This window comes from Paludisphaera mucosa (assembly GCF_029589435.1).
GTDB classification, from domain to species: domain Bacteria; phylum Planctomycetota; class Planctomycetia; order Isosphaerales; family Isosphaeraceae; genus Paludisphaera; species Paludisphaera mucosa.
On sequence record NZ_JARRAG010000001.1, the window covers coordinates 317,227 to 341,508 of the forward strand.

At 68.7% G+C, this 24,282-nt stretch carries 19 protein-coding genes, 2 tRNA genes and 2 pseudogenes; 8 read left to right on the forward strand and 15 right to left on the reverse strand.

What is annotated here, in order from left to right:
* Positions 1-19: 19 nt before the first annotated feature.
* Complete coding sequence (locus PZE19_RS01320) at positions 20-1,738, forward strand: Ig-like domain-containing protein (RefSeq protein ID WP_277858780.1); 1,719 nt, start codon at positions 20-22, stop codon at positions 1,736-1,738.
* 116 nt (positions 1,739-1,854) lie between these two features.
* On the opposite strand, the gene PZE19_RS01325 is transcribed toward PZE19_RS01320, so the two are convergent.
* The 3 genes from PZE19_RS01325 to PZE19_RS01335 all read right to left on the reverse strand — a co-directional run bounded on the left by PZE19_RS01325 (position 1,855) and on the right by PZE19_RS01335 (position 3,891).
* Entirely contained in the window at positions 1,855-2,397 is a 543-nt protein-coding gene (locus tag PZE19_RS01325) for a hypothetical protein (RefSeq protein WP_277858781.1), read from the reverse strand.
* Positions 2,398-2,806: 409 nt separating this feature from the next.
* On the reverse strand, positions 2,807-3,361 hold the full coding sequence (locus PZE19_RS01330; RefSeq protein WP_277858782.1) for an IS5 family transposase: 555 nt from the start codon (positions 3,359-3,361) through the stop codon (positions 2,807-2,809).
* A 128-nt stretch (positions 3,362-3,489) separates the two neighbouring features.
* Positions 3,490-3,891: a Tn3 family transposase gene (locus tag PZE19_RS01335; protein WP_277858783.1), complete on the reverse strand. Its 402-nt coding sequence runs from the start codon at positions 3,889-3,891 to the stop codon at positions 3,490-3,492.
* On the opposite strand from PZE19_RS01335, the gene tnpC reads away from it, so the two are divergent.
* Complete coding sequence (gene tnpC / locus PZE19_RS01340) at positions 3,890-5,311, forward strand: IS66 family transposase (RefSeq protein ID WP_277858784.1); 1,422 nt, start codon at positions 3,890-3,892, stop codon at positions 5,309-5,311. The genes PZE19_RS01335 and tnpC overlap by 2 nt on opposite strands.
* A gap of 113 nt (positions 5,312-5,424) precedes the next feature.
* Positions 5,425-6,077 (forward strand): annotated as a pseudogene (locus PZE19_RS01345) (recombinase family protein).
* 105 nt (positions 6,078-6,182) lie between these two features.
* On the opposite strand, the gene PZE19_RS01350 reads toward PZE19_RS01345, so the two are convergent.
* Positions 6,183-7,094 carry a hypothetical protein gene (locus tag PZE19_RS01350; RefSeq protein WP_277858785.1) on the reverse strand — a complete coding sequence of 304 codons (912 nt, stop codon included), beginning with the start codon at positions 7,092-7,094 and terminating at the stop codon, positions 6,183-6,185.
* Between the two features lie 322 nt (positions 7,095-7,416).
* Between PZE19_RS01350 and PZE19_RS01355 the strand changes: the two genes are divergently transcribed.
* The 3 genes from PZE19_RS01355 (at position 7,417) to PZE19_RS01365 (ending at position 13,760) form a co-directional block, all read left to right on the forward strand.
* Positions 7,417-10,476: a S1 family peptidase gene (locus PZE19_RS01355; protein WP_277858786.1), complete on the forward strand. Its 3,060-nt coding sequence runs from the start codon at positions 7,417-7,419 to the stop codon at positions 10,474-10,476.
* A 42-nt stretch (positions 10,477-10,518) separates the two neighbouring features.
* Entirely contained in the window at positions 10,519-11,676 is a 1,158-nt protein-coding gene (locus PZE19_RS01360) for a M12 family metallopeptidase (protein WP_277858787.1), read from the forward strand.
* A gap of 515 nt (positions 11,677-12,191) precedes the next feature.
* Positions 12,192-13,760 (forward strand): hypothetical protein, encoded by a 1,569-nt coding sequence (locus PZE19_RS01365; protein ID WP_277858788.1) that lies wholly within the window; start codon positions 12,192-12,194, stop codon positions 13,758-13,760.
* 594 nt (positions 13,761-14,354) lie between these two features.
* Here PZE19_RS01365 and PZE19_RS01370 read toward each other — a convergent pair.
* The 3 genes from PZE19_RS01370 to PZE19_RS01380 form a co-directional block, all read right to left on the reverse strand.
* Entirely contained in the window at positions 14,355-15,266 is a 912-nt protein-coding gene (locus PZE19_RS01370) for a hypothetical protein (RefSeq protein ID WP_277858789.1), read from the reverse strand.
* A gap of 114 nt (positions 15,267-15,380) precedes the next feature.
* Entirely contained in the window at positions 15,381-16,073 is a 693-nt protein-coding gene (locus tag PZE19_RS01375; protein WP_277858790.1) for an IS630 family transposase, read from the reverse strand.
* Positions 15,977-16,351 (reverse strand): IS630 transposase-related protein, encoded by a 375-nt coding sequence (locus tag PZE19_RS01380; protein WP_277858791.1) that lies wholly within the window; start codon positions 16,349-16,351, stop codon positions 15,977-15,979. Before PZE19_RS01380 ends, PZE19_RS01375 begins: the two co-directional genes overlap by 97 nt.
* Positions 16,352-17,014: 663 nt before the next feature.
* Here PZE19_RS01380 and PZE19_RS01385 point away from each other — a divergent pair.
* Together PZE19_RS01385 and PZE19_RS01390 are read left to right on the forward strand one after the other, a co-directional pair.
* The gene (locus PZE19_RS01385; protein ID WP_277858792.1) at positions 17,015-17,236 is read left to right on the forward strand and encodes a hypothetical protein; all 222 of its coding nucleotides are present in this window, start codon (positions 17,015-17,017) and stop codon (positions 17,234-17,236) included.
* Positions 17,233-17,859, forward strand: coding sequence for a hypothetical protein (locus PZE19_RS01390; protein WP_277858793.1), 627 nt, complete (start codon positions 17,233-17,235; stop codon positions 17,857-17,859). The genes PZE19_RS01385 and PZE19_RS01390 overlap by 4 nt, the downstream gene beginning before the upstream one ends.
* 982 nt (positions 17,860-18,841) lie before the next feature.
* Here PZE19_RS01390 and PZE19_RS01395 read toward each other — a convergent pair.
* The 8 genes and pseudogenes from PZE19_RS01395 to PZE19_RS01430 form a co-directional block, all read right to left on the reverse strand.
* Positions 18,842-19,573: pseudogene (locus tag PZE19_RS01395) on the reverse strand (tyrosine-type recombinase/integrase).
* Complete coding sequence (locus tag PZE19_RS01400) at positions 19,570-19,968, reverse strand: hypothetical protein (RefSeq protein ID WP_277858794.1); 399 nt, start codon at positions 19,966-19,968, stop codon at positions 19,570-19,572. The pseudogene PZE19_RS01395 and the gene PZE19_RS01400 overlap by 4 nt, the downstream one beginning before the upstream one ends.
* Positions 19,953-20,147, reverse strand: coding sequence for a hypothetical protein (locus PZE19_RS01405; RefSeq protein ID WP_277858795.1), 195 nt, complete (start codon positions 20,145-20,147; stop codon positions 19,953-19,955). Before PZE19_RS01405 ends, PZE19_RS01400 begins: the two co-directional genes overlap by 16 nt.
* An 85-nt stretch (positions 20,148-20,232) precedes the next feature.
* Positions 20,233-20,317, reverse strand: a tRNA-Leu gene (locus PZE19_RS01410).
* Between the two features lie 29 nt (positions 20,318-20,346).
* Positions 20,347-20,433 (reverse strand) — tRNA-Ser (locus PZE19_RS01415).
* 94 nt (positions 20,434-20,527) lie between these two features.
* Positions 20,528-20,851, reverse strand: a complete 324-nt coding sequence (locus tag PZE19_RS01420) for a hypothetical protein (protein ID WP_277858796.1) — start codon at positions 20,849-20,851, stop codon at positions 20,528-20,530.
* A gap of 93 nt (positions 20,852-20,944) precedes the next feature.
* Positions 20,945-21,340, reverse strand: coding sequence for a bifunctional nuclease family protein (locus PZE19_RS01425; protein WP_368411269.1), 396 nt, complete (start codon positions 21,338-21,340; stop codon positions 20,945-20,947).
* Positions 21,341-21,467: 127 nt separating this feature from the next.
* Positions 21,468-24,278 (reverse strand): valine--tRNA ligase, encoded by a 2,811-nt coding sequence (locus tag PZE19_RS01430; RefSeq protein WP_277858798.1) that lies wholly within the window; start codon positions 24,276-24,278, stop codon positions 21,468-21,470.
* Positions 24,279-24,282: the final 4 nt, after the last annotated feature.

Genomic DNA, 24,282 nt, shown 5'->3' on the forward strand with positions numbered 1-24,282 from the left:
CCCGGGAGCCGAGACGATCATGGACAGGCGCGGCGCGAAATCGGCTTGGGTTCGGGGGTTCGACTCCCTGGAAACCCGCGAGTTGATGGCCTGGAGCGTGGCCGTCGTGCCCGGGGTCGCGGGCGTGGCGGGACGGGCGCTCTCCGGGCCGATCGCCCAGATCATCGGCGTCGATCCCGCCGTGGATCCATCGACGTACACGGCCACCATCCAATGGACGCCCGCTGCCAGCCCCGTGGTCGTAACGCCCGCGAGAACCGCGTCGCCGAACACGTTGGATATTTCTGGGACCTTCGTGTTCCCGACGGCGGGGATCTACAGCGTCCGCATCGGCGTGACGGACGCGGCCAATCTCACCATGTTCGCGACCAGCTCGATCTCGATCGTCGAACCTTACTCGATCATCGCAGCCCCGGTCGCAATCTCCGGCGGCCTGGGGACCACGCCCTTCAGCGGCCCCGTGGCCACCTTCGCGACGACGAGGCCGAACTCGAGCATCGCCGATTTCTCAGCCGTGATCCAGTGGGGCGACGGTTCGAGCAGTCCAGGCGATATCAAGGGCGGGCCGTCGAGCTTCACCGTCTCGGGGAGCCACCCTTACGAGAGCGCCGGCACGTTCACGACCAGCATCTCGATCGTCGGGGTGGGGGACGCGCCGAGCGGGTCGACGATGGGTACTGCGACCATCACGGCGCCGTCCAGCGGCGTGACGGCCTCCGGCCGAACGTTCGTGGCCTCGGCGGGCCAGACCATCAACTCCGGGGCCCCGGCCGACGACGTGGTGATCGCGACCTTCACCGACCCGTCGCCGACGGCGGTCGGGACGTACTCGGCCCTGATCGACTGGGGAGGAGGGCGGACGGGGCCGGGCGCGATCAGGTTGGAAGCCGGGACGAGCGACCAATTCGAGGTCCGGGGGACGATCTCGTACGATTCGGCCAGGTCGTACCCGGTGAAGGTGGCGATCTACAAGTCGGGTTCCCCGTTCGCGACGGCCTCGTCCACGGCGCAGGTGGTGAACACCGGGGCGAGCTTCTCGTTCACGGCGGGGCTGGCGATCGCGCCGGGCAACGGCCCGAACGCGGCGAACGGGTACACGCTGACCAACCGGCCGACGTTCGCCGGGACGGCGACGCCGTACGCGACGGTGCAACTCTACGCCAGGCCGACGATCGCCGACGCGACGATCCCGATCGGGTCGGGGGTGGCCGACGGCTCGGGGGCGTGGTCGGTCCAGTCGACCCCGCTGGCCGACGGTGCGTATGCGGTGACGGCCGTGCAGACGCCGCCCGCGGGATATCCCGGTGAGCCGGTTTCGCTCGCCGCGAACCAGGGGCGAGTCGTGGTGGACACGGTCGCGCCGCAGGTCGTCGGCGTGGCGACGGACCGGTCGGGCCGCGTGACGGTCCTGTTCCGGGACGAATCGAGCGGGATGGACGCGTCCACCCTGCACGACGCCGGCGATTACGCCCTGCTGGGCAAGAGGTCGTCCGTCATACGCCCGACGTCCGCGACGTTGGAGTCGGTGGGGGCCTCGCCGACGGACGCGGCCGTGGTCTCGCTGGCCCTGCCGGGGGGGCGCCGAACACGCTCGGCGTTCGGCCGGCTCCGGATCGACGCGGCCGCCGCCGGCGGGGCGGGCGCGACCGACCTGGCCGGCAACGCGGTCGCCCCCTTCGTCGCCTCGCTGGGCCGGGGCCGGACCGTCAAGCCCGCCGCCCGCAGGCGGGCCCGCTGAGGGCCGGCGACGGCAGGGAAGGGCGGGGGGGCGGTCGGCTCCGGACGGCGCGTCGAATGCGACCCCGCCGCGTCCGGCGGAATTCGGAAACGAGTTAACATGTAATCGCCAGAATATTAGACTCTTCTGGCGACGACGACTTCGATGACATGAACATGGCCGTCATCATCGGGGCCCGCGGCTCGAATCGGCGGAACGCCGCGACAGCGTCGGCTCGCGCCATGGCGGCGGCCTGATCGGTCGCCGACCTTGCTTCTCGGCGAGGACGGCCTGCATCTCGGCCGGCACATCCTCGGCTCGCGCGACCCGGAGGGCGTGCGCCCGCTCCAACCCTGCTTGAGCGTCGAGGCGGTCCGGCGGTAGCGGGCCCTCATGCGCTTCAGGTGGCGGCGGAGCTGACGCGGCCCCAGCCGGACGCCGCACCCGACGAGGGCCTCGCTGAGCTGATGGCTGGTCCAGGTGCGGTCTTCGGCCAGCAGCCTCCGGAGTTCCTCGGCCACGCGGTCGCGGCGAGCCGCGTCCGGGGGCGGCCCGGGGCGTCGCGGCTGGAAGGCTCCCGTCTCCCGGCCGTGGAAATCCTTGAGCAGGTCGCGGACGGTCTGGCCGCAACGGCCGAGGTGCGCGGCGTTCTTGGGTGCCGACCATCCGGCGTCGGCCAAGGCCTACGAAGTCCCGCGAGTTTTCGCGTTGAATCTTTACGACCCGCTCACCCCTCCGCAGAAGCGTTGGAGGCCGACTTTTGGGTAAGTCCATCGGCTTCGTACACAGTGACTGTCCCATAAGTGGCATTAGGATTCTATGGTAAGTGGATAGCGGAACTCCGGGTCGACGACGTCCGAAGGGTGGATCCGGTGGAGCATCAGTTGGATCATCGCCAGCTTGATGAACGCCTCCAATAGACAGGACGGTCTTCTCGCGGTCCTTCGTCAGACGCCGGCAGCGGCCCAGCCAGGCGACCGTCCGCTCGACCGTCCAGCGGATCGGCAGGAGGACCCAGCCGCGGGCGTCGTCGGGGCGGCGGATGACCTCCAATTCCCAGCCCGCATGCTCCTCCACCCACTCGTAGAGCTACATGTCGTGATACTTCGAGTCGGCGTACATCCGGGTCACCTTGCCCATCGGCTGGCCGTTCAACCGGGCGAACAGGGCCGAGGCCGCCCGGCCGTCGTCGACCGAGGCGGCCGTCACGAGCACGGCGAGCAGCAACCCCATGGAATCCACCACGATGTGACGTTTCCGCCCGTCGACGTTCTTGGCGTCGTCACGTCCGCGTTCCTCGCCGCCGGAGGTCGTGTCGACCGATTGGCTGTCGACTCTGGCGGAGGACCTGGGCCGATAGGGCTTCTCCTTCGTCCGCACCTCCCGCCGGAGGGCGTCGTGGAGGCGGTCGAGCGTCCCGTTCGACCGCCACTCGTCGAAGTACCTCCCGGTCGTGCTCCGGGGCGGGAAGCCTTCCGGGATGTACCGCCGCCGGCAGCCCGTGCGGAGGATGTACGAGACGGCGTCGAGGACGTCCCGGACGTCGGTCTTGCGGGGGCGCCCGCCGGGATAGACGGGGATGAGCGGCTCGGTCAGGGCCCACTGCTCGTCGGTGACGTCGCTGGGGTAGTGGTGCGTTCTCATCGCCCTTCTACGACGCTCGCCACCCTTGTGGGAGAGTCACTCACTAAGAGAACCCTGGGCACCTGGAAATTCGAATAGGCGGATGCACGCTTTGCCATCGAATCAAATAGGGATCGTGCAACGATAAGTCAGCGAACCTGAGCACGGTTCAAGATGTACTGCCCGTACGGAATCACGTTGTCCCACTCGATCGGGCTGACGTGCTCCAGCAGAGTGACGTCGATCTTCTCTTGGTCCTCCTTCGGTTGACACCGCCTCACAACCCTTGAAATCTCCTTCGCCCGCCAGCAGATCACGCAGGCGATGATCAGCGTCAAGCAGCTACAAGAGTTCATCTGATCGTGCAACTCGCGGGCGTTGATCCGTCCCCGTCGCCCGTAATTGACGTCCCGGGCCAGCGCGTGCAACTGCTCGACCTTCAGCAAGCCCTTCCGGATCCGCGACCGCAACGGCGGCTCGGACAGGTAGCCGTAACCGGTCACGGGCCGGTGCTTGACCGGCGACGGTCGGCCTGAGCATCTTCGAGTCATGACGCGGCCCGCCTGCATACCCGCCGAGTATTGGGACGCCCTCCCGGCCGAGCTGCGGCCGGGCCTGCTGGCGATCGTCGCCGCGTTCGAGGCCCGGATCGCGGCGCAGGACGCCCGCATCGCCGAGCTGGAGGCGAGGCTGGACCAAAATTCGTCGAACTCGTCGCGGCCGCCGTCGAGCGACCCGCCGCACCTCAAGTCGGCCCCGCCGCGGGAGCCGTCGGGACGACGGCGAGGCGGTCAGCCGGGACATCGGCGGAACGACCGCATCCGGCTCGAGCCCGACGAGGTCGTCGACGTCGGGCCCGATCGCTGCCGTCGCCGCGGCGAGGGCCTCGCGGGCGACGACCGCGACCCCCTGGTCCGCCAGGTCTTCGAGCTCCCCGTCGTCCGGCCGCACGTCGTGGAATATCGGCTGCATCGCTCGACCTGCCCGCGGTGCGGGGAGTCGCCCCGCGGCGTCGCCCCGGTCGGGGCCGAGGTCGGCTACGGGCCGCGGGCCCAGGCGGCCTGCGCCGTCCTGGCGGGCGAGGGTCGGATGGGCAAGCGTCTCGTCGCCCGCGTCATGAGAGGCCTCTTCGGCCTGCCGATCGGCCCGGCGGCGATCTGCGACCTGGAGCGACGCACCGCCGACGCCCTAGCGCCGGCCCACGCCGAAGCCCTCGGACACATCCGCGGACTCCCCGCCAACGTCGACAAGACGAGCTGGCCGCAAGGGCGTCGCCGGGGCTGGCTCTGGGCGGCCCTCGCGAACGGGCTGGGCGTCTTCCGGGTCGCGGCGGGCCGCGGCCGCGACGCCTTCGAGGCCCTGATGGGCCGGTCGCCGCCGGCGGTCGTGACGTCGGACCGCTACTCGGCGTACGCGCACCTTCCGGCCGAGCGACGCCAGGCCTGCTGGGCGCGCCTCCGCCGGGATTTCCAGGCGATGCTCGACCGAGCCGACGCCGGGAAGGCGACCGGCGAAGAACTGCTGTTGCATTCCGGCGTCCTGTTCGACGCCTGGTCGAAGGTCCGCGCCGGGGCCGTCTCGAGAGGGACGTTCGCGAGTCGGACGCTGCCGTGGCTGCGTCGCGAGGTGCGGGCTCTCCTGAGGCGCGGCGTGGGATGCGGCGCGAAGAAGACGGCGGCGACGTGTCGCGAGATCCTCAAGGTCGAGGCGTCGCTGTGGACGTTCGCGAAGGCCGAGGGCGTCGAGCCGACGAACAACGCCGCCGAGCGGGCGTTGCGTCAGGCCGTCTGCCGGCGCAAGACCAGCTTCGGGACCGACTCGCCGGCCGGCTCTCGATTCGTGGAACGCATCCTGACCGCGATCGAATCCTGCTGCCGCCAATCCCGCGACCTGCTCGACTTCCTCGTCGAAGCGGTCGAAGCCCGCCGCTCAGGCGGCAAGCCGCCCTCGCTCGTCCCCGCCGGGGCGTGAACGGTTACAAGTGGTCAGAAAAAAATCCTTTTCCGGTTTTCGTAGGCAGTGCCATGAAAACGGTCGCCTACCTGCGCGTTTCCACCGGTTCCCAGGACCTGGCGAACCAGAAGATGGCCGTGCTCGATTACGCGAAGCCGCAGCGATTCTCCGTCGACCGATTCGTCGAGGCACAGGTCTCCTCGCGGAAGACCCCGGCCGAGCGGGGCGTCGACGACCTGCTCAGTACTCTGGGCGCGGGGACCGCCTGATCGTCAGTGAGCTGTCCCGCTCGGGCCGAAGCCTGGGGCAGGTGATCCGGATCGTCGACGAGCTGGTGAAGCGGAAGGTCCGCTTCGTCGCGATCAAGGAAGCGATCCGCTTCGAGGGGAAGCAGGACATGCAGACCAAGGTGATGATCGCCCTGTTCGGGCTCTTCGCCGAGGTCGAGAGGGACCGGATCTCGCAGCGGACCAAGGAAGGGCTGGCGGCCGCTCGGGCCAAGGGGCGATTGCTCGGTCGTCCCGAGGGCGCCCTAGGAAAGTCGAAGCTCGGCGGCAAGGAGGAGGAGATCCGGATGCTGCTTGAGAAGACGGTGTCCAAGGGGTCGATCGCCAAGATCGTGGGCGTCTCCCGTACCGCCTTCCATCACTTCATCCGGACCCGAAAACTCCCCCGAAGGCTTCAAAAGGCAAGACCCGAGGTCGCCGTCCGTAAAGGATATTTTCGCAGGTATCTGGGCGGTAGCCTGAGAAGGCCGGTAAGCCCGCAAGAGCCCCAGGGCTGAGGCTCCTGCGGCCGCATCCGGGCCCGGTGGGCCCGGAGACGACCCCGACCCGTCGTCGACGTCAAGAGTATCGATTGATTATCAGAAAATATGATCGAAGCGAGGCTACGGGTCGGGCGACAGCTCCCTGTAGCAATACCATTCGATGTCGTCTCCCGACGCCGCTCGATGCACGACGACGACCGTGGCCCCGCGGTCGCTCGGCCGGGTCTTCTCCTCGTGAGGGCCGCAATGCCAGAAGAATCGACCGTCGGCGTCGAGGCGGACACGTAAATCTCTGGTTTCGCCCCTGCGGACCTCGACGTCCCCGTCGGCGCCGTGGACCACGAGCCGTTCGTGGCCGCAGGCGTCGGCTTCGCGACACAAGAAGGCCCAGCGCCCGGGCGCGAGGGGCGTCCCGGCCGGTCGCGGGCCCAGGACCGCCGTCAGCATCCCGGGCCGGACCGTGACATGGGCCCTGGAACCTGGCGGGAAGGACTTTCGGAGACCCGCCGAGACCTCCTCCGCAATCGCCTCGATTCTCCCCTCCAAAGCCTTCAAGAGATCGCCGCGCATCAACTTCACGGCCGCCTTTCCGCCGAGGTTGTCCCCCTCCAGAACGTTCCAGAGAGGGTGGACGACGATGCGGAGACGGTCGTCGATCCAGATTTTCGCGGTCACCGAGGAGTCGATGGCGATGCGCCCGGCCCCTTTCAGGAACGTCGCGCCTTCGACATGGATTCCGAGATTCATCTCGATGTATCCGTCGCGGAACGAGACGCCGCGCTCTCCGACTCGCTCATCGTCGGAGACGTAGACGTGCTCCCCTTGGGCGCGCACCCGCCGACCGAACGAGATCCACATGCAATCGCCGCCCGGATCGCCCCGCGCGATGAGCACGCCGTCGGCCGGCAGACCACCGCGGACCAAGCTCTCCGCGATCTCGATCGTGAACGAGCCCGAGGCCCGCCCCGACTCCTGCAACTGCGGGCCGGGAGCGGCCAGGCCCATCAGGAGACTCAGGATGACCGCGTCCATAGCACCTCCGAGGCGGCGAGCGGTCGGGGTGAATCTCGACGCTCCGCGGACGATTGGACGACCCTCGTCGAAGGCTTCGGCGGCATCCCGAATGCACATCGACGGCGGTCGGAGGGTCAGTAGGCGACAACGGCCATCAACGATCTAAGATATTCAACTCAAATGCAATCGTGAGCTTTGCAATTTTCTTGTCGCGGTTCTCCGAATCCGATTGCTACAATCACGATCCGAATCGACCTGCCGTCGTGGCTCGCCAGCTCCACCGCGTCGGAGGCTGGTCCCCGCCTCGTGCGGACCGGGTCGCGAACAACGAGAGACGTGGATGATGAAGCGATCCGCTCAGGTCGTCGCGTGCGTATTGTGCGCCTGGTCCGCCCGCGAGGCCATCTCCGCTCCGTATACGGAGGAGCAGCTCCTGGGCCTGGCGTCTCGCTCCGTCGTGCAGCTCGTTGTCGAGCGCGAGCGAGAGCCGGGCAGGCCGCCGCCGCCGGGCCGGGAGCGGGAATACTCGTCGGGCAGCGCCGTCGTCGTGGCCGATCGCCTCGTCGACGGCGAGCGGCGGCTCGTCCTGGCGACCGCGTACCATGTGCCCTGCCGGGCCGACCGGATCGTCGTCAACCGCCACGACGGCCGCCCGATCGCCGTGATCGAGCCCGGATCGGCCGCCCTCTGCTACGTCGACAGGGGGCGCGAGCTGGCATTCCTCGAAGTCTCCCCGAACGCCGACGGGGCCGGGCTCGCGGCGGTGGACCTGGAAAACCTGGTGAGCGTCCCGCGCCCGGACGGCGAGCCACGCCCCATCGAGGCGGGCCGAGCCTTCGGCTACCCCCGGTTCCGATCCGTGCCGATCGAATCCCGCCGCATCGACCTCCTCGGCATCCTCACCGCGGGCGGCCTCGGGCTGGTGCGCAAGGGAGGCGATGCGACGCCTGCCCAACTTAACGCGGCGGACGCGAGGTTCCGGCTCCTGGGCGACCAGGCCACCCTGGAAGGCATGAGCGGAGGGTTGGCGGTCGACCTGGAGGGGAGGTTTGCCGGCCTGATCTACGGCCGCAGGATCGACCAGTTCAACTTGTCGATACCCTCTCAAGTCGTCGAACAGCTCTGGCTCAGGGCGGCGATGGATCGCACGGGCTGGATCGGCTTCGCCGACCGGCCTTTCCGAGACCCCAGCCTTTTCGAGGGCGGCGACGATACCGGCGGGATGATCGAGAACCTGATGGACTGGGGTACGGCCGAAGGCGTCAGCATCCTCCTGGGAGACGACCCATTGGGGGCCCTCGACCGTTTCCTCGAAATCGTGGTCGCACCTCCCTTGCGGCAAGAGCCGCCCGACCTGGAAATGCTGATCTCGATCTCGGAGACCTTGCCGAACCCGAAGAAGCACAAGCTCGGCATCTGGATCAACGGCAAGCCCCAGGACGTCCCCGGCCTCTTCGACCCCCCGGTGACGTTCCCCATGAGTCGCCTGCCCGGCGAGACCATGGTCACGCTCGTGAAGTCCTGCGGTCGGCCCGACGATTATGAGATCGGGCAGCTCGTGTCGCCGAGTCGCGTCGACCTGACCTTCCGTTACAAGGGCGAGGCGCCTTTCCTGCACGTCGTCCGCTCGCTGCCGGCGATCACCCATGCGTACCCCCTGTTTTTGACCATCCTCAACGACCCGGGGGTCGTGCCCGGGGTGAAAGCCGGGCGGAAGCCGGCCAACGCGCGGCTGGCCTTGCGGCTCGATTACGCCGAGGCGGTGCTCAACCAGTCCCCCTTCAGCATCGAGGTGCAAAAGACGAACCCCATCGAGGCGCCAAACGCGGGGGAGATCCTTCCGGCCGACCGAGCGGCCGCCCCCCCCAAAGACCCCCGAAGCCCAGACGTCTCCTACGACGGCGTCTTCAAGCTCGATGCGACGCGGGCCTGGGAGCTTCGCCGCCTCTCCTTGCAGCGATTGGGCCTGACGCTCAACGGCGACGCCATCCTCGTGGACGCGATCCGCTACGGCGGCCTGACGCTCGATCCCCGGCCCGTCGTGCCCATGGCCAAGGCCTCGACCCGCTTGAGCGTGAGCGGTCGCTTCCAGTTCCCGTACGAAATGCCCGAGCCGGCCGCGATGCCCCCGGGCCGCGGCGGCGAGGCCCGACGCGGGCTCTTCATCTCGCCGCGGGTCACGGGCGCCAAGCACGACCCCTCGGGGGCCGACGAGTTGAGGGTCGACGTCCGCGACGGCCTGGAAGCCGACATCGCGCCGATCATCCGACATCTCCTGGCTCTGTACGTCAACGCGAGGCTCCTCGGCGAGAACCATCCCCACTGGATCGAATACGACAAGATCGCCCCGTTTCTGGAGCGGTTGGGCCTCGCGGCGAAACAGGGTTGGCAGGCCGAGGCGCGGAAGATGGTGTTCCAGTATGACAAATTGCGTAAGCAGTCCTGGCTCATCCTCACCCTCCGCCTCGACCCCGTGGCGGCGGATGGGGCCCCTGCCCCCGTGCAGCCGGCGGCCGCGGGGATGCCGGCGGACCTCCTCGCCGCCCCCGAATTCGACGACGCCCCCAGCCGTGTGATCCTGCTGGAAGCCTGGGGCGTGCCGGGGGCGGTCGCGGCCCACTTCCCAGGCATGGCGTCGGCAAATCCCGTCATCGCCGCGCTCGCCGAGGAGGTCGTGAAGGAACTCCGCCTGACCGTGGACCTGAAAGAGACCCCGGAACAGTCCTTCGAGGGCCTGGAGCCCGGCGAGGAGCTGTTCTTCTTCCGCAGCAACGGGAACGACGTGGCGGACCGGATCCTCAAGGCGCTGTCCCATTCGATCGGCCGGTCGGAGAGTCGGATGCGCATCGCCCTCGGCCCCCACTACGCCCGCGAGACGCTCAGGGCGGCTCTCGGGCGCCCCGACCTGGTATTCGACGAGGACCCGAACGGGGCGTCGTTCCTCGTCCGGGCGAGCCGAGGGGCGGCGGGCTCGCATGCCTCCGCCGCCCTGATCGGCGGCCCCCTGGTGCTGAGGACGCCTGCCGGGGCGAACGTCGACCTCGGCGACGGCGTCCGGCTCCGCGACGCCCGCCTCGAGCTTGAGAGCCTTGAAGCGGAGGGGGATCTCGACGCTGCGGAGTTCCGCTCCCGCACGGCGGGGAAGCTCTCGCTCGATTCGTTGGGGTCGGGCGGGCTCTCCTGCTCCAAGCTGAGCGGACGTATCAGCATGACCGTACTCTCGCGACCCGACCGACCCCAATTCGCGGCCGGCGAGGTCGATTCGGTGAGGGGCACGGCGCTGCTGTTCGGCGTCCCGATCCCCTTCCAGGTCGGCGGCAAGATTCCCTTCAAGGTCGATCGCGGCCTCTTCGTCGACGCCGAACTAGACGCCCTGATCGACATCCTCCAGGGCCGTTGACATTGATGCGCCCCCCAGCAACCTCCCAATGGAGCTTCCTCGATGGTCCGTCGACGCATAGGCCTGCGTGGCCTGTTCTTCGCCCTGATCGTGGTCCCATCGGCGTTCTCCCCGGCCTCTCGCGGCCAGCACGTCGATCACGATGACATGTTCCGGACGGGGCCGACCCTGTCGATGCCCTACTACGACCCCCGGTGTCGGAACTCCGAGCTGTCGTACTCGAAGATCGACGGCCGTGTCGTCGTCGACGGCGACCTCGATCTGGGCACCGAGTTGGAGGTACTCGCCCGGTCCTGGAAGTTCGGGGTCCTGACGGCTGACAGGGTCGTCCACGACATGAACAACCAGGGCGTGCCTGTGATCGCCGCCCTGGGTCTCGACGCCAATCAAGAGGAGAAGATTCGAGCACTGGCCGAGTTCAACCCCTTGCAACTGCCCGCCAAGGATCTCGAGGAAGCTCGGGAGCGGATCTCGAAGGTCGTCGAATTGCTGGCGCCGCTACGCCAGGCGAATCCGGTGAATCCGAACCAGCCGATCCCCGGGCCGGTGAAGGCTCATGCGTTCGTCGTCTTCGCGGGCGTGAATCGGGAGTTCATCTGGCCGGGAGGCAAGATCCCCTACGTCATGGACCGCGACCTCGCCCGGCAGCCGCTCATCTTCGATGCGATGAAGGAATGGGGCGGGAGGACGGGGGGGGCCGTCAGCTTCGTCCCCCGACAGGGCGAGCCCGATTACGTCCATTTCCGCCGGGGGGTCGGATGCAACTCCGGATGGGTCGGCAGGCAAGGCGGAGAGCAGCACGTCACGCTGTCGGACAATTGCCAATCGCCCCAGATTCTCCACGAGCTGGGCCACGTGCTCGGGCTGTTCCACGAGCAGAACAGGCACGACCGGGCGACCTTCCTCGAGATCGACGAGGATGCGATGGAAGCGGGGCGGGCGGATCAGTTCCGCCGCTCGATGCGGAACGAGGAGAAGGCGAAGGCCGTCGGGAAGTTCGACTGGGAATCGATCATGCTGTACCCGCCACGAGCCTTCACGAAGACCGGCAGGCCGACCATGCTCCGGGTCGGTGCCAAAGGCGACGAGGAATGGGGTATCGCATCCGGGAAGTTCTACGGCGGCGTCACTACTCATCCGAGCAGCGGCGACGCGGACGCGCTCAAGGACCTCTACAAGAAAAATGCGGGGGGGGGTTGATCGACGCCCGGAAAGGGCGGCCGTGTCGAGCATGATCGTCCATACGGCCTCTCATGCGGGAGGGCGGCGATCGGCTCGGCCTCGCCCCCCCATCGTGCTCGACGTCCCTTCAATCGCGTCGAGCCGATTCAAGGCTTTCTGCCGCACGGAAGACGGCTTCTCGGGGGTCGAAGCCTGAGCTGCGGTCGTCGTGCCTGGACCCGATCGGCCCGTCGACGACCGCGATGGAATCTCGTCGCGCGATGACCTCGACCACCGCCTCGGGGTCTTGCCAGCCGCGGCGTCGCCCCCCAACCGCGCCTCGAAAATCCTCAGGAAGGACGCCTCCGGCCTCGTCACCCATGGCTGCACCGGGGCGAGCCCCGAACGGATTCGCGCAACTGACAAGTCGGCCGCGCAGCAAAGGCTTGACGACCCCTTGTGATTGTTAACGATTGTTCGGGTCTACCCGATATAGGCTTGACCAGGTTCGACAGGAGCATGTCATGAATGGCCCTTTGTGCAGAATGGCGGTCATGACGCTGATGACCGTCGCCGCGGGAGGCGCCGCTTGCGCGCAGACGCTGCCGCCGACGGTCCGGTTCGACGTTCCGTTCGACGAGGTCCGCCGGTTATTGCCGCCGGACGGCCAGATCATCTACTCGAGTTATGGGGCCGTCGAGTGGCGGGAGTTCGGCGAGGAGAATCCATTCGAGCGTTGCAATCCCTCGTTCGAAGTCGCGCTCGGCAAGGGAATCCGGGCCAAATCGAAGCATCGGAACCCCGAGGACGAACGTCCGCTCGGCCCTGGCCTTGAAGCGGCCGACGGCCATCTCCTGATCCGCGCGGGTTGGCGGGCGAAAATCAAGGCCCGCTTCGACGATCACTTCGACGGCGCCGCCTACGCCAAGGCCTCGCTGGAGGTCAACGAGGGCAAGGTGTCCGTCCGAATCTATGACATCCAGCTCACATGGAACAAGGGCCCTGGAGATGAGATCCTCGACCGCGTCTTCGACATCCGAGGCAAGATGGAGGCCGCCCTCAAGGCCGCCGCGGATCGCCAGCTCAACACGCAGTTGACCCAGCTTTTGGACGAAAAGGTCCAGGAACTTTTGCGCAAAGAGCCGAAGTTCGCGCAAATCCGCGACCATGTTTACCTCCGCGTCGAGCCCGGAAAGCTCGTCGTGTCCTTGATCTCCCCCGCGAAGTCGATCTCGGCGCGGCTGCCGACCATGACCTTCATCCCCCCACACGTCCGAGGTGACGGGGACTTCGACGGCGACCCGCACGTCCGGATCTCCGTGAAGCTCGACTCGGACGAGAACGGGGTCTCCATGCGGGTCTTCATGTCCGCCAAGGAGCAGGTCGACGACTGGACCACGGCCGAAGGCTGGTCGCCGTCGGCGCTCGTCTGCCTCGCCCCGGCCGGATGGAAGGTGCAAGGATTTCCCGGGAGGACGGAGTACCTGGATGTCGTCAATCAGGTCGTCGGGGGCCATTCGCCGGTCGACCTGGCCACGCCGCTCGGCATGGTCACCGTCTACGGCGACCGGGACGGCGATGAGGCCGGAACGTACACGCGCGTCGTCTGCCGCTTCGATTACGAGGTGCACATCGCCCTCACGCCGGATGAGACGGCGCGCCCCGCTTCGAAGACCGAGACGGCGACGTTTCCCAGGTCCATGACGCTCGTCCCGCCTCATACGCGCGGCGACCGGGAATTCGACGGCTGCGGCCCGCGGGTCTGGATCCACGTGCAGATCATCCAAGCCGAGACGAGCCTTTCGCTCCGCCTGTATATGAAGGCCGAGGAGACCGAGGACGACTGGACGACGGGCGAGGGTTGGTCAGAACCCCTGGCCTTCTTTACGGCCCCGCCGGGCTACCGGATCAAGGAGGTCGGGAGCCCGAACGAATGGCTCAACATCGTCCAGTATACGGATTCGAATCACGATCCGGACGTCTTCAACACAGCCCTGGGCCGGATCGCGTGCTATGGAGACCGCGACGGCGACGACATCGGCGAATACACCCGCGTGGTCGCATCATTCGATCACAGCGTCCCCGTCACCCTTGTGCGTACCGACCCCCCGATCGGCCCTTGACGCCCCGCCCGGACTTGCCGACGGGTCGCCGGCCCCGTGAAACGGGACCGGCCGGACGCGAACTCTTCGGCCCGACGAGTCCGGCTTCCTCCCGGCGGGCGAGGATGCGTATTCGTCGGGGGCCAGGTCGCCCGAAGCGTTGCGCGGTGCGGCGTTCGTCATGCTCGCCCCGGTGCGCGACGACCCTCCGCGGGCGTATTCGAGACGAATGCAGTCCAGCTGCACTTTCCGTGATTCGGCGTGCGAGGATTCGGCTCAGCTCGAATTGTGCAGTTTTGAGCCCGCCTCGGGCGGTACGATGAGAGGTTCAACCGACTTCTCAACGACACTGGCCGAGGACGGACTCAATGGCCATCCTACCCGAGACGCCCCGCGGGTTCGGGGACGACTTCGCGCCGGTCTTCACACGGCCCACCCTCCGACGCTTCCTGAACCTGCTCGCGGCGGCGATCCTCGCGGTCGGGCGACGCACGGTCGCCGACCGGACGCATTGCGCTCGATTGTGGGGTCAGCTCAATAGTGTCCATAGGCTGAGCGACGCCCCCCGACCTGGCTGCGGATCACGCCGAAGCAGGTGAGCTTCGCCGATTTCGATTACGCAGGCGACGCGATCCGTTCCGGACTGTGATGATTGATCTGGACGCGCACGCCTACGTCCAGGACGAGGGCCCCCCGCCGTCGCCTCGATCCTGCCCGACCTCCATCTCGACGGGCCTGTGGGAGACCACTTCTTGCTCTCCGTCCCGGTCGAGATCCCACACGCCGAGGCGAGTCGGCAGCTCGAGGCCCAGCTGACCTAGTGGGACATTTGTCTCGCACGTAGCCATAACCGCGGCTATCGCTCCGTCGGAGCGGCCGGCGGGTGCAAGCCCCCGAGCCGCCGACGCGGTGCCGCTCGAGTCGGCGGCGGTCCGACCGCTTTCCGCCCCAGTTGAAGGGGGTCGGGGCTTCGTTCCAATGCCTTGCGACCGCCTCGAACCATGAGATGATCTGATCGGCGTCGTCGCGCTGCTGGCCGTCCAGGGCCTGACGTTTCAGGACTCGCTGGATGCTCTCGGCCATGTTCAGCCATGAGCCGCCCGCCGGCGTGTAGAGCGGCATGACTCCGCGGGATAGCAGCCAGCAGACGAATTCGGGGGTCTTGCAGCCGGCCAGGTTGTCCAGCACCAGGAGCATCCGCGGCGGCGGCGGGTCGACGGGCAGGGTCGGCTTCACCGAGAGGCCGTCCTGCCAGTGCTCCCATCCCGCGCGGTTCGCCCCCGGTTCGTCGACGCCCGTCGTCGGGGTCAATCCCGCCGGCAGGACGGTGGTCAACTCCCGCCTGAGCCAGCCGTGGAGGACGGCGTCGGGGCAGGCGGTCGCGCCCTCGACCCGGACCGATCCGTCGGCCGGGTGGAAGAGGGGCAGGATCTTGGCCGTGCCGTTGCGGAGATATTCGTGCGACTGGCGGGCGGGCTCCCCCTCGATCGCCTCCGACTCCTTCCGCGCCGTGAAGGTTCGCTCCATCGATCCGCCTCCTGGGGTCTCTGGGCTCATCCCCCGTCATAACCGAAGACGGCACGAATCTCCGGGATCGAGAGCTACACCCGAGGGCGGGCGAATCGAGGCAGGCGACGACGCTTAGAGCGGTTTCTCGTCGGGTGTATCGCTTGATCGGCGGGGCTGATATCCGCTATGGCGGAACCAGCCCAGCACGTCGGCGGGACGGACGGCCCGCAGGGCGTCGCCCATCGCCTCGATCAGGCCGCCGATCGTCCGGGCCTTGGCCGATCGGAGCCAGGCCTTGACCTTCGAGAACATCCGCTCGATCGGGTTGAGGTCGGGGCTGTACGGCGGCAGGAACCGCAGTTCGGCCCCGGCGGCGGCGATGAGACGGGCCGCCTCGGCCGTCTTGTGGCATGACAGGTTGTCGAGGATCACGACGTCTCCGGGCCTCAGCGTCGGCGCCAAGCATCGCTCGACGTAGGTCTCGAAGGCGGCCGAGTCTGTCGCCCCGTCGAACGCCAGGCAGGCCCCGACGCCCCCCAGCCGGACGGCCGCCGTGAGCGTGACGACCTTCCAGTGGCCGTGCGGGACCGGGCCGTCGACGCGCACGCCGCTGGGCGAGCGGCCGTGCGTCCGATCCATCGCCGTGCTCGAGCCCGTCTCGTCGACGAAGACCAGCCGGGTCGGGTCGAGCGTCGCGAACTCGTCGCGCCAGGCGGCACGCTCGGCCTTCAGCCCGGGGCGGTCCTGCTCGGCCGCCCGCCGCGACTTTTTTTGCGAGTGATCCCCAGGCGGACGAGCGCCCGGTGCACGGCCGAGCTGCAGCACGCCACGCCGGCGGCGCGGGCCAACTGCTGCAGCGTGGCGTCGTCGTCGGCCCGGACCGCCTCTCGGAGCCGCAGGGCGGCGTCGGCGTCGAAGGCCGGCGCCCGCCCGCCGCCGCGAGGCTTGGGGGCGATCGAGCCGGTCTCGCGACGCTGGCGGATCAGCTTGCGGATCCACGCGACGCTCACCGAGAAGCGGGCGGCGACCTGCTCGCGGGTGGCGTCGCCGGCGTCGCACGCCGCGACCACCCGCTCGCGGAGGTCGGTCGAGTAGGCTTTCATCCCGGGTGGCCCTCCATAGCCATCTTGGGATAACCGCGTCAACCGCCACAATCAACAGGAAACCGCTCTAGCGACGGTGCCGGGCGATGACGCGCGTATTCCTCACCGATCACGACTTTGTTGGCGACCGGCCCCCTCATGGGGCGATGTCTGACAGTCCCGCGTGGCTCCGACGAGGCTTGAGGCGCCGGACTCACGACGAGATCCCGCACCTCGTCTCCTCCCGATCTCGTCCTCTCGTCTGCTTCGGGTCGGCGGCGAGCCGAGCGGACGCGCTCCGTACGGTGGACGCCGAGGAGCCGATGGTGAGAGAGGCATGCTCGCGGGACGCGGCCCCGGACTCGACGACGGCAGGCCGGGCGGCGGGCCGTCGAGACGCGGAAGGCGCATGGCCGCCGACTCGGGCTCGGTCGGGCCGATCTGCACTTGGTGGTGAAAAACGGGAGGCCGCGCCGAGCATCGCCTGACATCCAAGGCGTGCCGGCGGTTCGAACTGCGCGGGCTCGATCGAGTTCGTACCTTTCGGACGTCGGTGGGGCCGATGGCCGGGGGGGCGGCCGGCCCCACGCCTCGGCCGTGAGACGCCCTTTGGAGAAACCGACGACTCGACACTTCTTGATGAGGGGCGAGAGATGGCTCCCATGATGCGGCGTGGGGAAGGGTGTGCGCGACGAGTCGTTCTCCGAGCTGGACGAGTACCAGTCCAACGCCCCGGCCGATCTGAGCTTCGCCTTCCCGGCCGCCGGCTCGTGCCGGAGCGGCCCGGCCGTCGCCGCCACGCCGGGCGCGGCCTGCGTCGCCAGGGGGGCCGCCGCATCGAGCGGACGGTCGCCGACGCGCGACTCGACCCGGCGCGAGGCCTCCGCCGGATCGCCCGCCGGATGACCGGCGGCCAGGCCCGGGCGCCGCTGGTCCTCGTCTTCGACGAGACGTTCAAAGGGGCGGTGATGGCCTGCCTGAAGCTGTCGGCCGCCTATCGCCGCCGAGACCTGCCGATCGCCGCGACGTGCCACCACCGCGATCGGCCGCGGCCGATGCCCCGGCTGATCGTCGGCCGGCGGCGCGGGGAGGCCCGCGACCCGCCCGCCGGCGCCGACGTCACGCTGCCGACCGGCCGCGGCCCGAGCTGGCCTTCGGACCTCGAGCCGGCGGTCGGCCTGGGCTGGCACTTCGTCGGCGGCGACGTCTACTCCACGGCCCTCTGGGAGCGGGCGTGCCGCGAGCTCCGGCTGCTGGTCTCCGAGCGCTTCCGGGGCTGCCAGGCCGTGCGCAGGCACGCCAAGCGGTTCTTGACCGAAGAGCTGTTCCGCGACGAGAGGAGCCACGGCCTGCAGTGGCGGCGCAGCCGCGTCCGCGAACCGGCCCACGCCGACCGGGTCGTGACCGTGCTGGCCCCGGCGACCCTGCCGGCCGTCAGCCTGGGGACCAAGGTCCTCAAGTCGGGCCTCCGCAGGAAGCTCGGAACCGGCCGGCGACGCGGCCTCAGCGGCCTCCAGTTGGGCCTCTGATGGTTCTGCACGGGCAGCTTACAGGAGCGGTCCATGCCCCCGGGCGCCTACCTCTACCCGACTTAGGAAGGCTGTCGGGTCGTCGGTTGGAGAAAGGGGGAGCTTGCCGCTTACCCCGGTCCGGGTCTGCCCGGACACAAACTCGTGCCTCTCAAGCTCAGGACTTGACTCCTGAATCCGCCCGCTCTGACGTAGAGGCGCATCCATGAGATTTTTGTAGGTGGTCGTCCTGCCATCCGAAAAGACTTGATGCTCGAGGACCTGGGGGGGGGCGACGTGGAATGACCTCGAGACGGCGGGCCTCGGAATGGATCGCAAGCCGGCGGGCTCTCGGACCGGGGTCGAGGACCGAGGCGAACGGAGTGGCTGCGGGCCGCTGTGAGGTGACGACCGCCGGGCACCGGACTCGAGACCGCGGGCCGGTCGGCCCCAGGGCGGATGGAGAGGGTTAACGAAGTGCGGCTATGTTCACATCGGCCGCTCGAAGATGATTTAGAATGTCGTGATTCAAAATCCGAAGACATGGCGACCTGGAAACCTTCTCAGAATTCGACGTCAACCGGGTGGCGGCACGATGGGCGTCGGCGCTTCCGAGGCCTGACGTGCCGGTTTCGACGATTTGCTATTGGTGCGGATTCCAGGCCCCGGCGACAACAGGATCGTGAGCTCCGCAAGGTGCGGGGCGAGCCTCGGGGAGGCCGCGACGATGAAGAGTGCGGAGACGCTGGAGGAGCGCCTGGAGCGGATCGAGTCGATGCTGAAGGCGCTGCTGGATCGCGGGTCGGTCAAGGAGTGGTATTCCACGGAGGAGTTCGGCCGTCTGGTGGGCAAAGCCGAGTTCACGATCCGCGAGCACTACGGGTTGGGGCGGCTGATCGGCAGGAAGGCGAGATCGGGCAGGGGGCCCATCCTTCGTGGGTGCCGTCGCACGACGAGCTGCGGCGGTTCCAGCGGGACGGCTTGCTCCCCGACTCTCGGCTCGTCACCCGAACACGCCCTTGATGGCGTCGGCCTGGACCCCGGGGTAGAGGTGCCGGTAGCGCCGCCGCTGCTCCTCGGTGGAGTGGCCGGCGAACTCGTCGATGAGCCGCTGGTCGACGCCCCTGGAGGCCAGGGCGCTGATGAAGCTGTGACGCAGGGTGTGCAGGCCCCGCACCACGTCCCACTCGGTCCCCTTGAGCGTCTGCTTGAAGTGGTGGTGGACCTCGAACTCGGTGAGAGCGAGCGCGCCCGGCCGGGGCCGTTCCCGGACGTTTCTCAAGCGGGCCTCGTTCCCGCCCGGTCGGCCCTTCGACGTCCAGCCCGTCCTCGGGCTCCGCTACTTGCTGCCCCGGACCTCTTCGGCGTGCGCGAAGAGCATCGAGCCGCCGGGGTGCGAGGCGAGCCACGCCTTGAGGACGGTCTCCAAGCTCGTGGACATCGGCACCCTGCGCGTCGTCCTGCGGTCGTGGGCCCGCTTCTTCTCGCGGATCGTCACGACCCCCGCGGCGAAGTCCACGTCGCCCGTCCGCATCCTCAGCAGTTCGCTCTTGCGGGCCCCGGTATGCGCCGCCGTCGCCGCCATCGGGTGGACCCAGGTGTGGGGGGCGCAGGCCTTCTCGACGTCCAGCAGCCCGCCCACCTCGTCGACCGTCAGGCACAGAGACGCCCACAGCTCGTCGGCCTCTTCCCCCGCCAGGCCCTTCGCCCGCCTCTCGACCTCGGCCCGGCTCATGTACGGCGGCTTCTCCTCGCCTTGGGGTAGCGCAGCCCGACGCACGGGCACCGGCCTTCGAGGACGCCCAGCCTCGCCCACCAGTTCCAGGCGGCTCGGAGCGTCACCACCTCCTTGAGCGCCGTCGCCGGGGCGAGGACGCCGCGCTTGGTCTTCGCGCGGAGCCGGCGGTTGACGTACTTCTGGAGCTCGTCGAGCGTCAAGGTGCGGATCGGGAAGCCGCCGCCCATCTCGCGGCGGAGGTGCCCGAAGTGCCGCCGAATCCCCCGCAGCGTCTCGGGCTCGAGGACGGCGGCGTGAGCCTCCAGGTAGCGGACGCCCAACTCGTCCAGCGTCGCCTCGCGCCGGGGGGCGACTTCTCCGACCGCCCCGTCGCCCTTCACGTACGCGACCACGGCGACGCCCGGCGGGACCGTCGCCAGGCCTGCCCGATCCGCATCAGCAGGTAGGCGACTTGGTCCGCCTTGGATCGGGCCTCGGCCTCCGTCACCCGGCCCAGCGTGAAGGCGTGCTTCTTCCCCCGGAGGTTGAAGAGCACCCGCCAGCTGCCGTTCCGCTCGTGAACGCCGGCCATCGCGACCCCAATGTCACGCCGAATACGGTACCAAATCAGTACCAAAACCGTTCTCGATCGTCGCCGGGAATCGTCATGAGTTCAATGCCGGCGGTGGGATTCGAACCCACACGGGGGTTCCCCCCCAGAGGATTTTAAGTCCCCAGCGTCTGCCGTTCCGCCACGCCGGCGGGCGCGGGGTGCGAAGGTCGTTCGGAAGCGGAGGGGGTGGGATTCGAACCCACGGGAACCTTGCGGAACCTACGGTTTTCAAGACCGTCCCAATCGACCACTCTGGCACCCCTCCCGACTGCGTCGAGACTAGCAAATCAGGGGCTTTCCGTCACCTCTCAGGCCCGGAAAACGCCCCGAGCCTCGCTGGGGCGAACGACTCCCGGGGGTTACAGGCTCGGCACCCAGAGCCACTTGTCGCAGATCCTGCCGCCCGCGATCCCGACCCAGATCCGCCTTCCCGTCGCCGCGTCCTCCCATGAGCGGAACTTCTCGCCGCGCATGACCGGTCCGAAGCGGGTCATCGGGCCTTCCCCCAGGTCCGCACCCGGACCGAGGACGGCCTCGGCTTCGCTGGCCGTCATGCCTATGATGATCCCGTCGTACTGGCTTTCGAGGTAGGCCCATCTTCGGTACTGAGCGACGGTGAGGCAGCCGAGCGCGACGACCAACACGAGGGCGATCGAAGCACACACGACGAGCCGGCGTTTCATCGCGTCGTCCAGCGGTGTCTTTGTGCGGAACGGAAGGGCCGACCCGAGAGTCCGTCCCGGAAGGGCGACGTCTCGACCTTTCGGGGCGGCCGCCTACTGGCTGGCCTCGTCGATGATGTCCTCGGCGACGTAGATCGGGACGTCGACGGCCACGGCCAGGGCGATGGCGTCGCTGGGGCGGGAGTCGACCTCGATCAGGTCGCCGTCGTGGCGGATCCGCAGCTTGGCGAAGTAGGTGTGGTTGCGCAGCTCGCTGATGTAGATGTCCTGCAGCTCGCCGCCGAGCGACTCGATCGTGCTGGCCAGCAGGTCGTGCGTGAGGGGCCGGACGGTCGGCTGGTTCTTCACGCGGCGGTCGATGCTCGTGGCCTCGAAGATGCCGATCACGATCGGGAACATGCGCTCGCCGTCGACTTCCTTCAGGAAGATGATATGCTGATCGCTGTTCTCGTTGATGATGATCCGCATGAGATCCATCTGGACCGGCACGGCACCCACCCTTTCCTCTCGCCCCTACGTCCCGCCCCGGCCCCGCCGGCCGACGTCGTCCGCGGCGGGCTGATCTGATGGTATCGGCCCCGCCGCGCGTCGTCAACTTGAGGGGGGCGCCGCCCGTTCAGGTCGACTCCAGGAGGCCGGCGACCGCGGCCCGCTGGGCCTCCAGCTCGGCGAGCTTGGCCCGCGAGGCGGCCACGACCTCGGCCGGGGCGCGCGAGGTGTAGGCCTCGTTGGCGAGCTTGGCCCGCAGCGGGACGACCTGCCTGTCCAGGTCGGCCAGGCCTTTTTTGAGCTTGGCCCGCTCGGCCTCCTTGTCGATCAGGCCTTCGAGCGGCAGGACGACCTCGGCGTCGGCCAGGACGGCGACGGCGGAGTCGGCCGGGCGAGCCTCGCCGTCGGCCCCGACGGCCACGGTCGCGGCCCCGGTGAGGGCCTTGATGAACTCCTCGCCCAGGCGGAGGCGGTCGGCGACGATCCCCTCGGCGACGATCCGGGGGGCGATCTTTGCGTCCTTGGGGACGTTCCGCTCGGCCCGCAGGTTGCGGATCGCCTGGATCTTCTCCTTCCACTGGTCGACCGTCGCGCGGGCCTCGGCGTCCTCCAGGCCCCTGGCGGCCGGCCAGGCGGCGATGCAGGCGTGGGGCTCGGCCGGGGAGGGGAGGGGGACGCCGCGGCTGGGGGCCAGCTCGCCGAGCGGGGCCCAGATCTGCTCGGTCAGGAAGGGCATGATCGGGTGCAGCAGCCGGCAGAGCGCGTCGAGCACGGCCGCCGCCACGCGCTGGGCGACCGGCCGGGCCTCGGGGTCGCGGAGCCGGCCCTTGACGAACTCGACGTACCAGTCGCAGAACTCGCCCCAGGAGAAGTCGCGGAGCCGCTTGGCGGCCTCGGCGAAGCGGAAGGCGTCGAGGTCGGCGGTCGTGGCGGCGACCGTCGCGTCGAGCTCGGCGAGGATCCAGCGGTCCTCCACCGGCAGCGCCGCCACGTCGACCGCGGCGGGCTCGTAGCCTTCCAAATTCAGCATGACCAGGCGGGCGACGTTCCAGATCTTGTTGCCGAAGTTCCTCCCCTGCTCGAAGCGTTCGGACGAGTTGATCTCGCGACCGTCGGCGAGCTTGAGCTTCTCGACGGGCATCCGCAGGTCCTGCGTCTCGGTCGCGCCGGCGGCCAGGGTGTAGCGCAGGGCGTCGGCCCCGTAGACCTCGATGATGTCGACCGGGTCGACGCCGTTGCCGGCCGACTTGGACATCCGCTTGCCCTGGCCGTCCTGGATCACGGGGTGGATGTAGACGTCGCGGAACGGGACCTGGCGCATGTTGAACTGGCCGAAGATCACCATCCGGGCGACCCAGAGCGTGATGATGTCGCGCGCCGTGGAGAGCACGCTCGTCGGGTAGTACTTGCGCAGCTCGGGCGTCTCCTCGGGCCATCCCAGGGTCGAGTGCGGCCAGAGGGCCGAGCTGAACCAGGTGTCGAGGACGTCGGGATCCTGCGTCAGCGTGTGGCCGGGGCCGAGGGCGTCGGCCTTCAGGTCGTGCTCGGCGCAGACGAGCCAGCCGCCGGCCTCGGCCTCGGTCCAGGCGACGTCGGACCGGCCGCCGAGGGCCAGCTCCAGGTCGTCGGCCGAGCAGGTCGAGCAGTACCAGATGGGGATCCGGTGGCCCCACCAGAGCTGGCGGCTGATGCACCAGTCGCGCTTCTCGGCCAGCCAGTCGCCGTAGCTCTTGGCGTAGCGGTCGGGGGTGATCTTGACCTTGCCCGACGTCACGGCGTCGATCGCCTGCTGGGCGAAGCCGGGCGAGCCGTCGGCGTCGTCGGCCATGCGGACGAACCACTGGTCGGACAGGTAGGGCTCGATCGGGGTCTTGCTGCGGTCCGAGAAGTTGAGCCGGACGTTGTACGGCTCCTCCTTCACGAGCAGGCCGGCGGCCTCCAGGTCGGCGACGACCCGCTTGCGGACCACCACGCGGTCGAGCCCGGCGTATTTGGGGCCGGCGTTGGCGTTGTAGGTGCCGTCGGGGTTGAGCAGGTTGATCATCGGCAGGCCGTGCCGCAGGCCCGTCTGATAGTCGTTGGGGTCGTGCGCGGGGGTGACCTTCACGCAGCCGGTGCCGAACTCGGGGTCGACGAGGATCGCGTCGCCGACGATCGGGATCCGCCGATCGGTCAGCGGCAGCTCCAGCTCATGGCCGATCAGGTGCTTGTACCGGGGATCCTCGGGGTGGACGGCGACCGCGGTGTCGCCCAGCATCGTCTCGGGGCGGGTCGTGGCGACGTGGAGCGCCTCGCCCGTGGCGGATCCGGCGACGGGGTACTTGATCGTCCAGAGCTTGCCGGGCTTGTCTTCGTAGTAGATCTCGTCGTCGGCGACCGCCGTGCGGAGCTGGACGTCCCAGTTCACCAGCCGCTTGCCGCGGAAGATCTTGCCGGCCTTGAACAGGTTGAAGAACGTGCGGCGGACGGCGCGCGTGCAGGTCGCGTCGAGCGTGAACCGCGTCCGCTCCCAGTCGCACGAGCAGCCCATGGAGCGGAGCTGGCCCAGGATGCGCTGCTCGTACTCGTCCTTCCAGGCCCAGATCTTCTCGACGAGCGCCTCGCGGCCGACGTCGTGGCGGGTGAGCTTCTGCTCCTCGAACAGCCGACGCTCGACGACCGCCTGCGTGGCGATGCCGGCGTGGTCGGTGCCGGGCATCCAGAGGCAGTCCCAGCCCTGCATCCGCCGCCAGCGGATCAGCACGTCCTGGAGCGTGTTGTTGAGCGCGTGGCCGAGGTGCAGCGCGCCCGTGACGTTGGGCGGCGGGATCACGATGCAGTACGCCGGCTTGTCGCTCGCCGGGTCGGCGTGGAAGTACCCTCGCTCCAGCCAGACCTGGTACCAGCGGTCCTGGGCGTCCTTGGGATCGTACTGCTTGGGGATGTCGTTGATGTTCATGCCG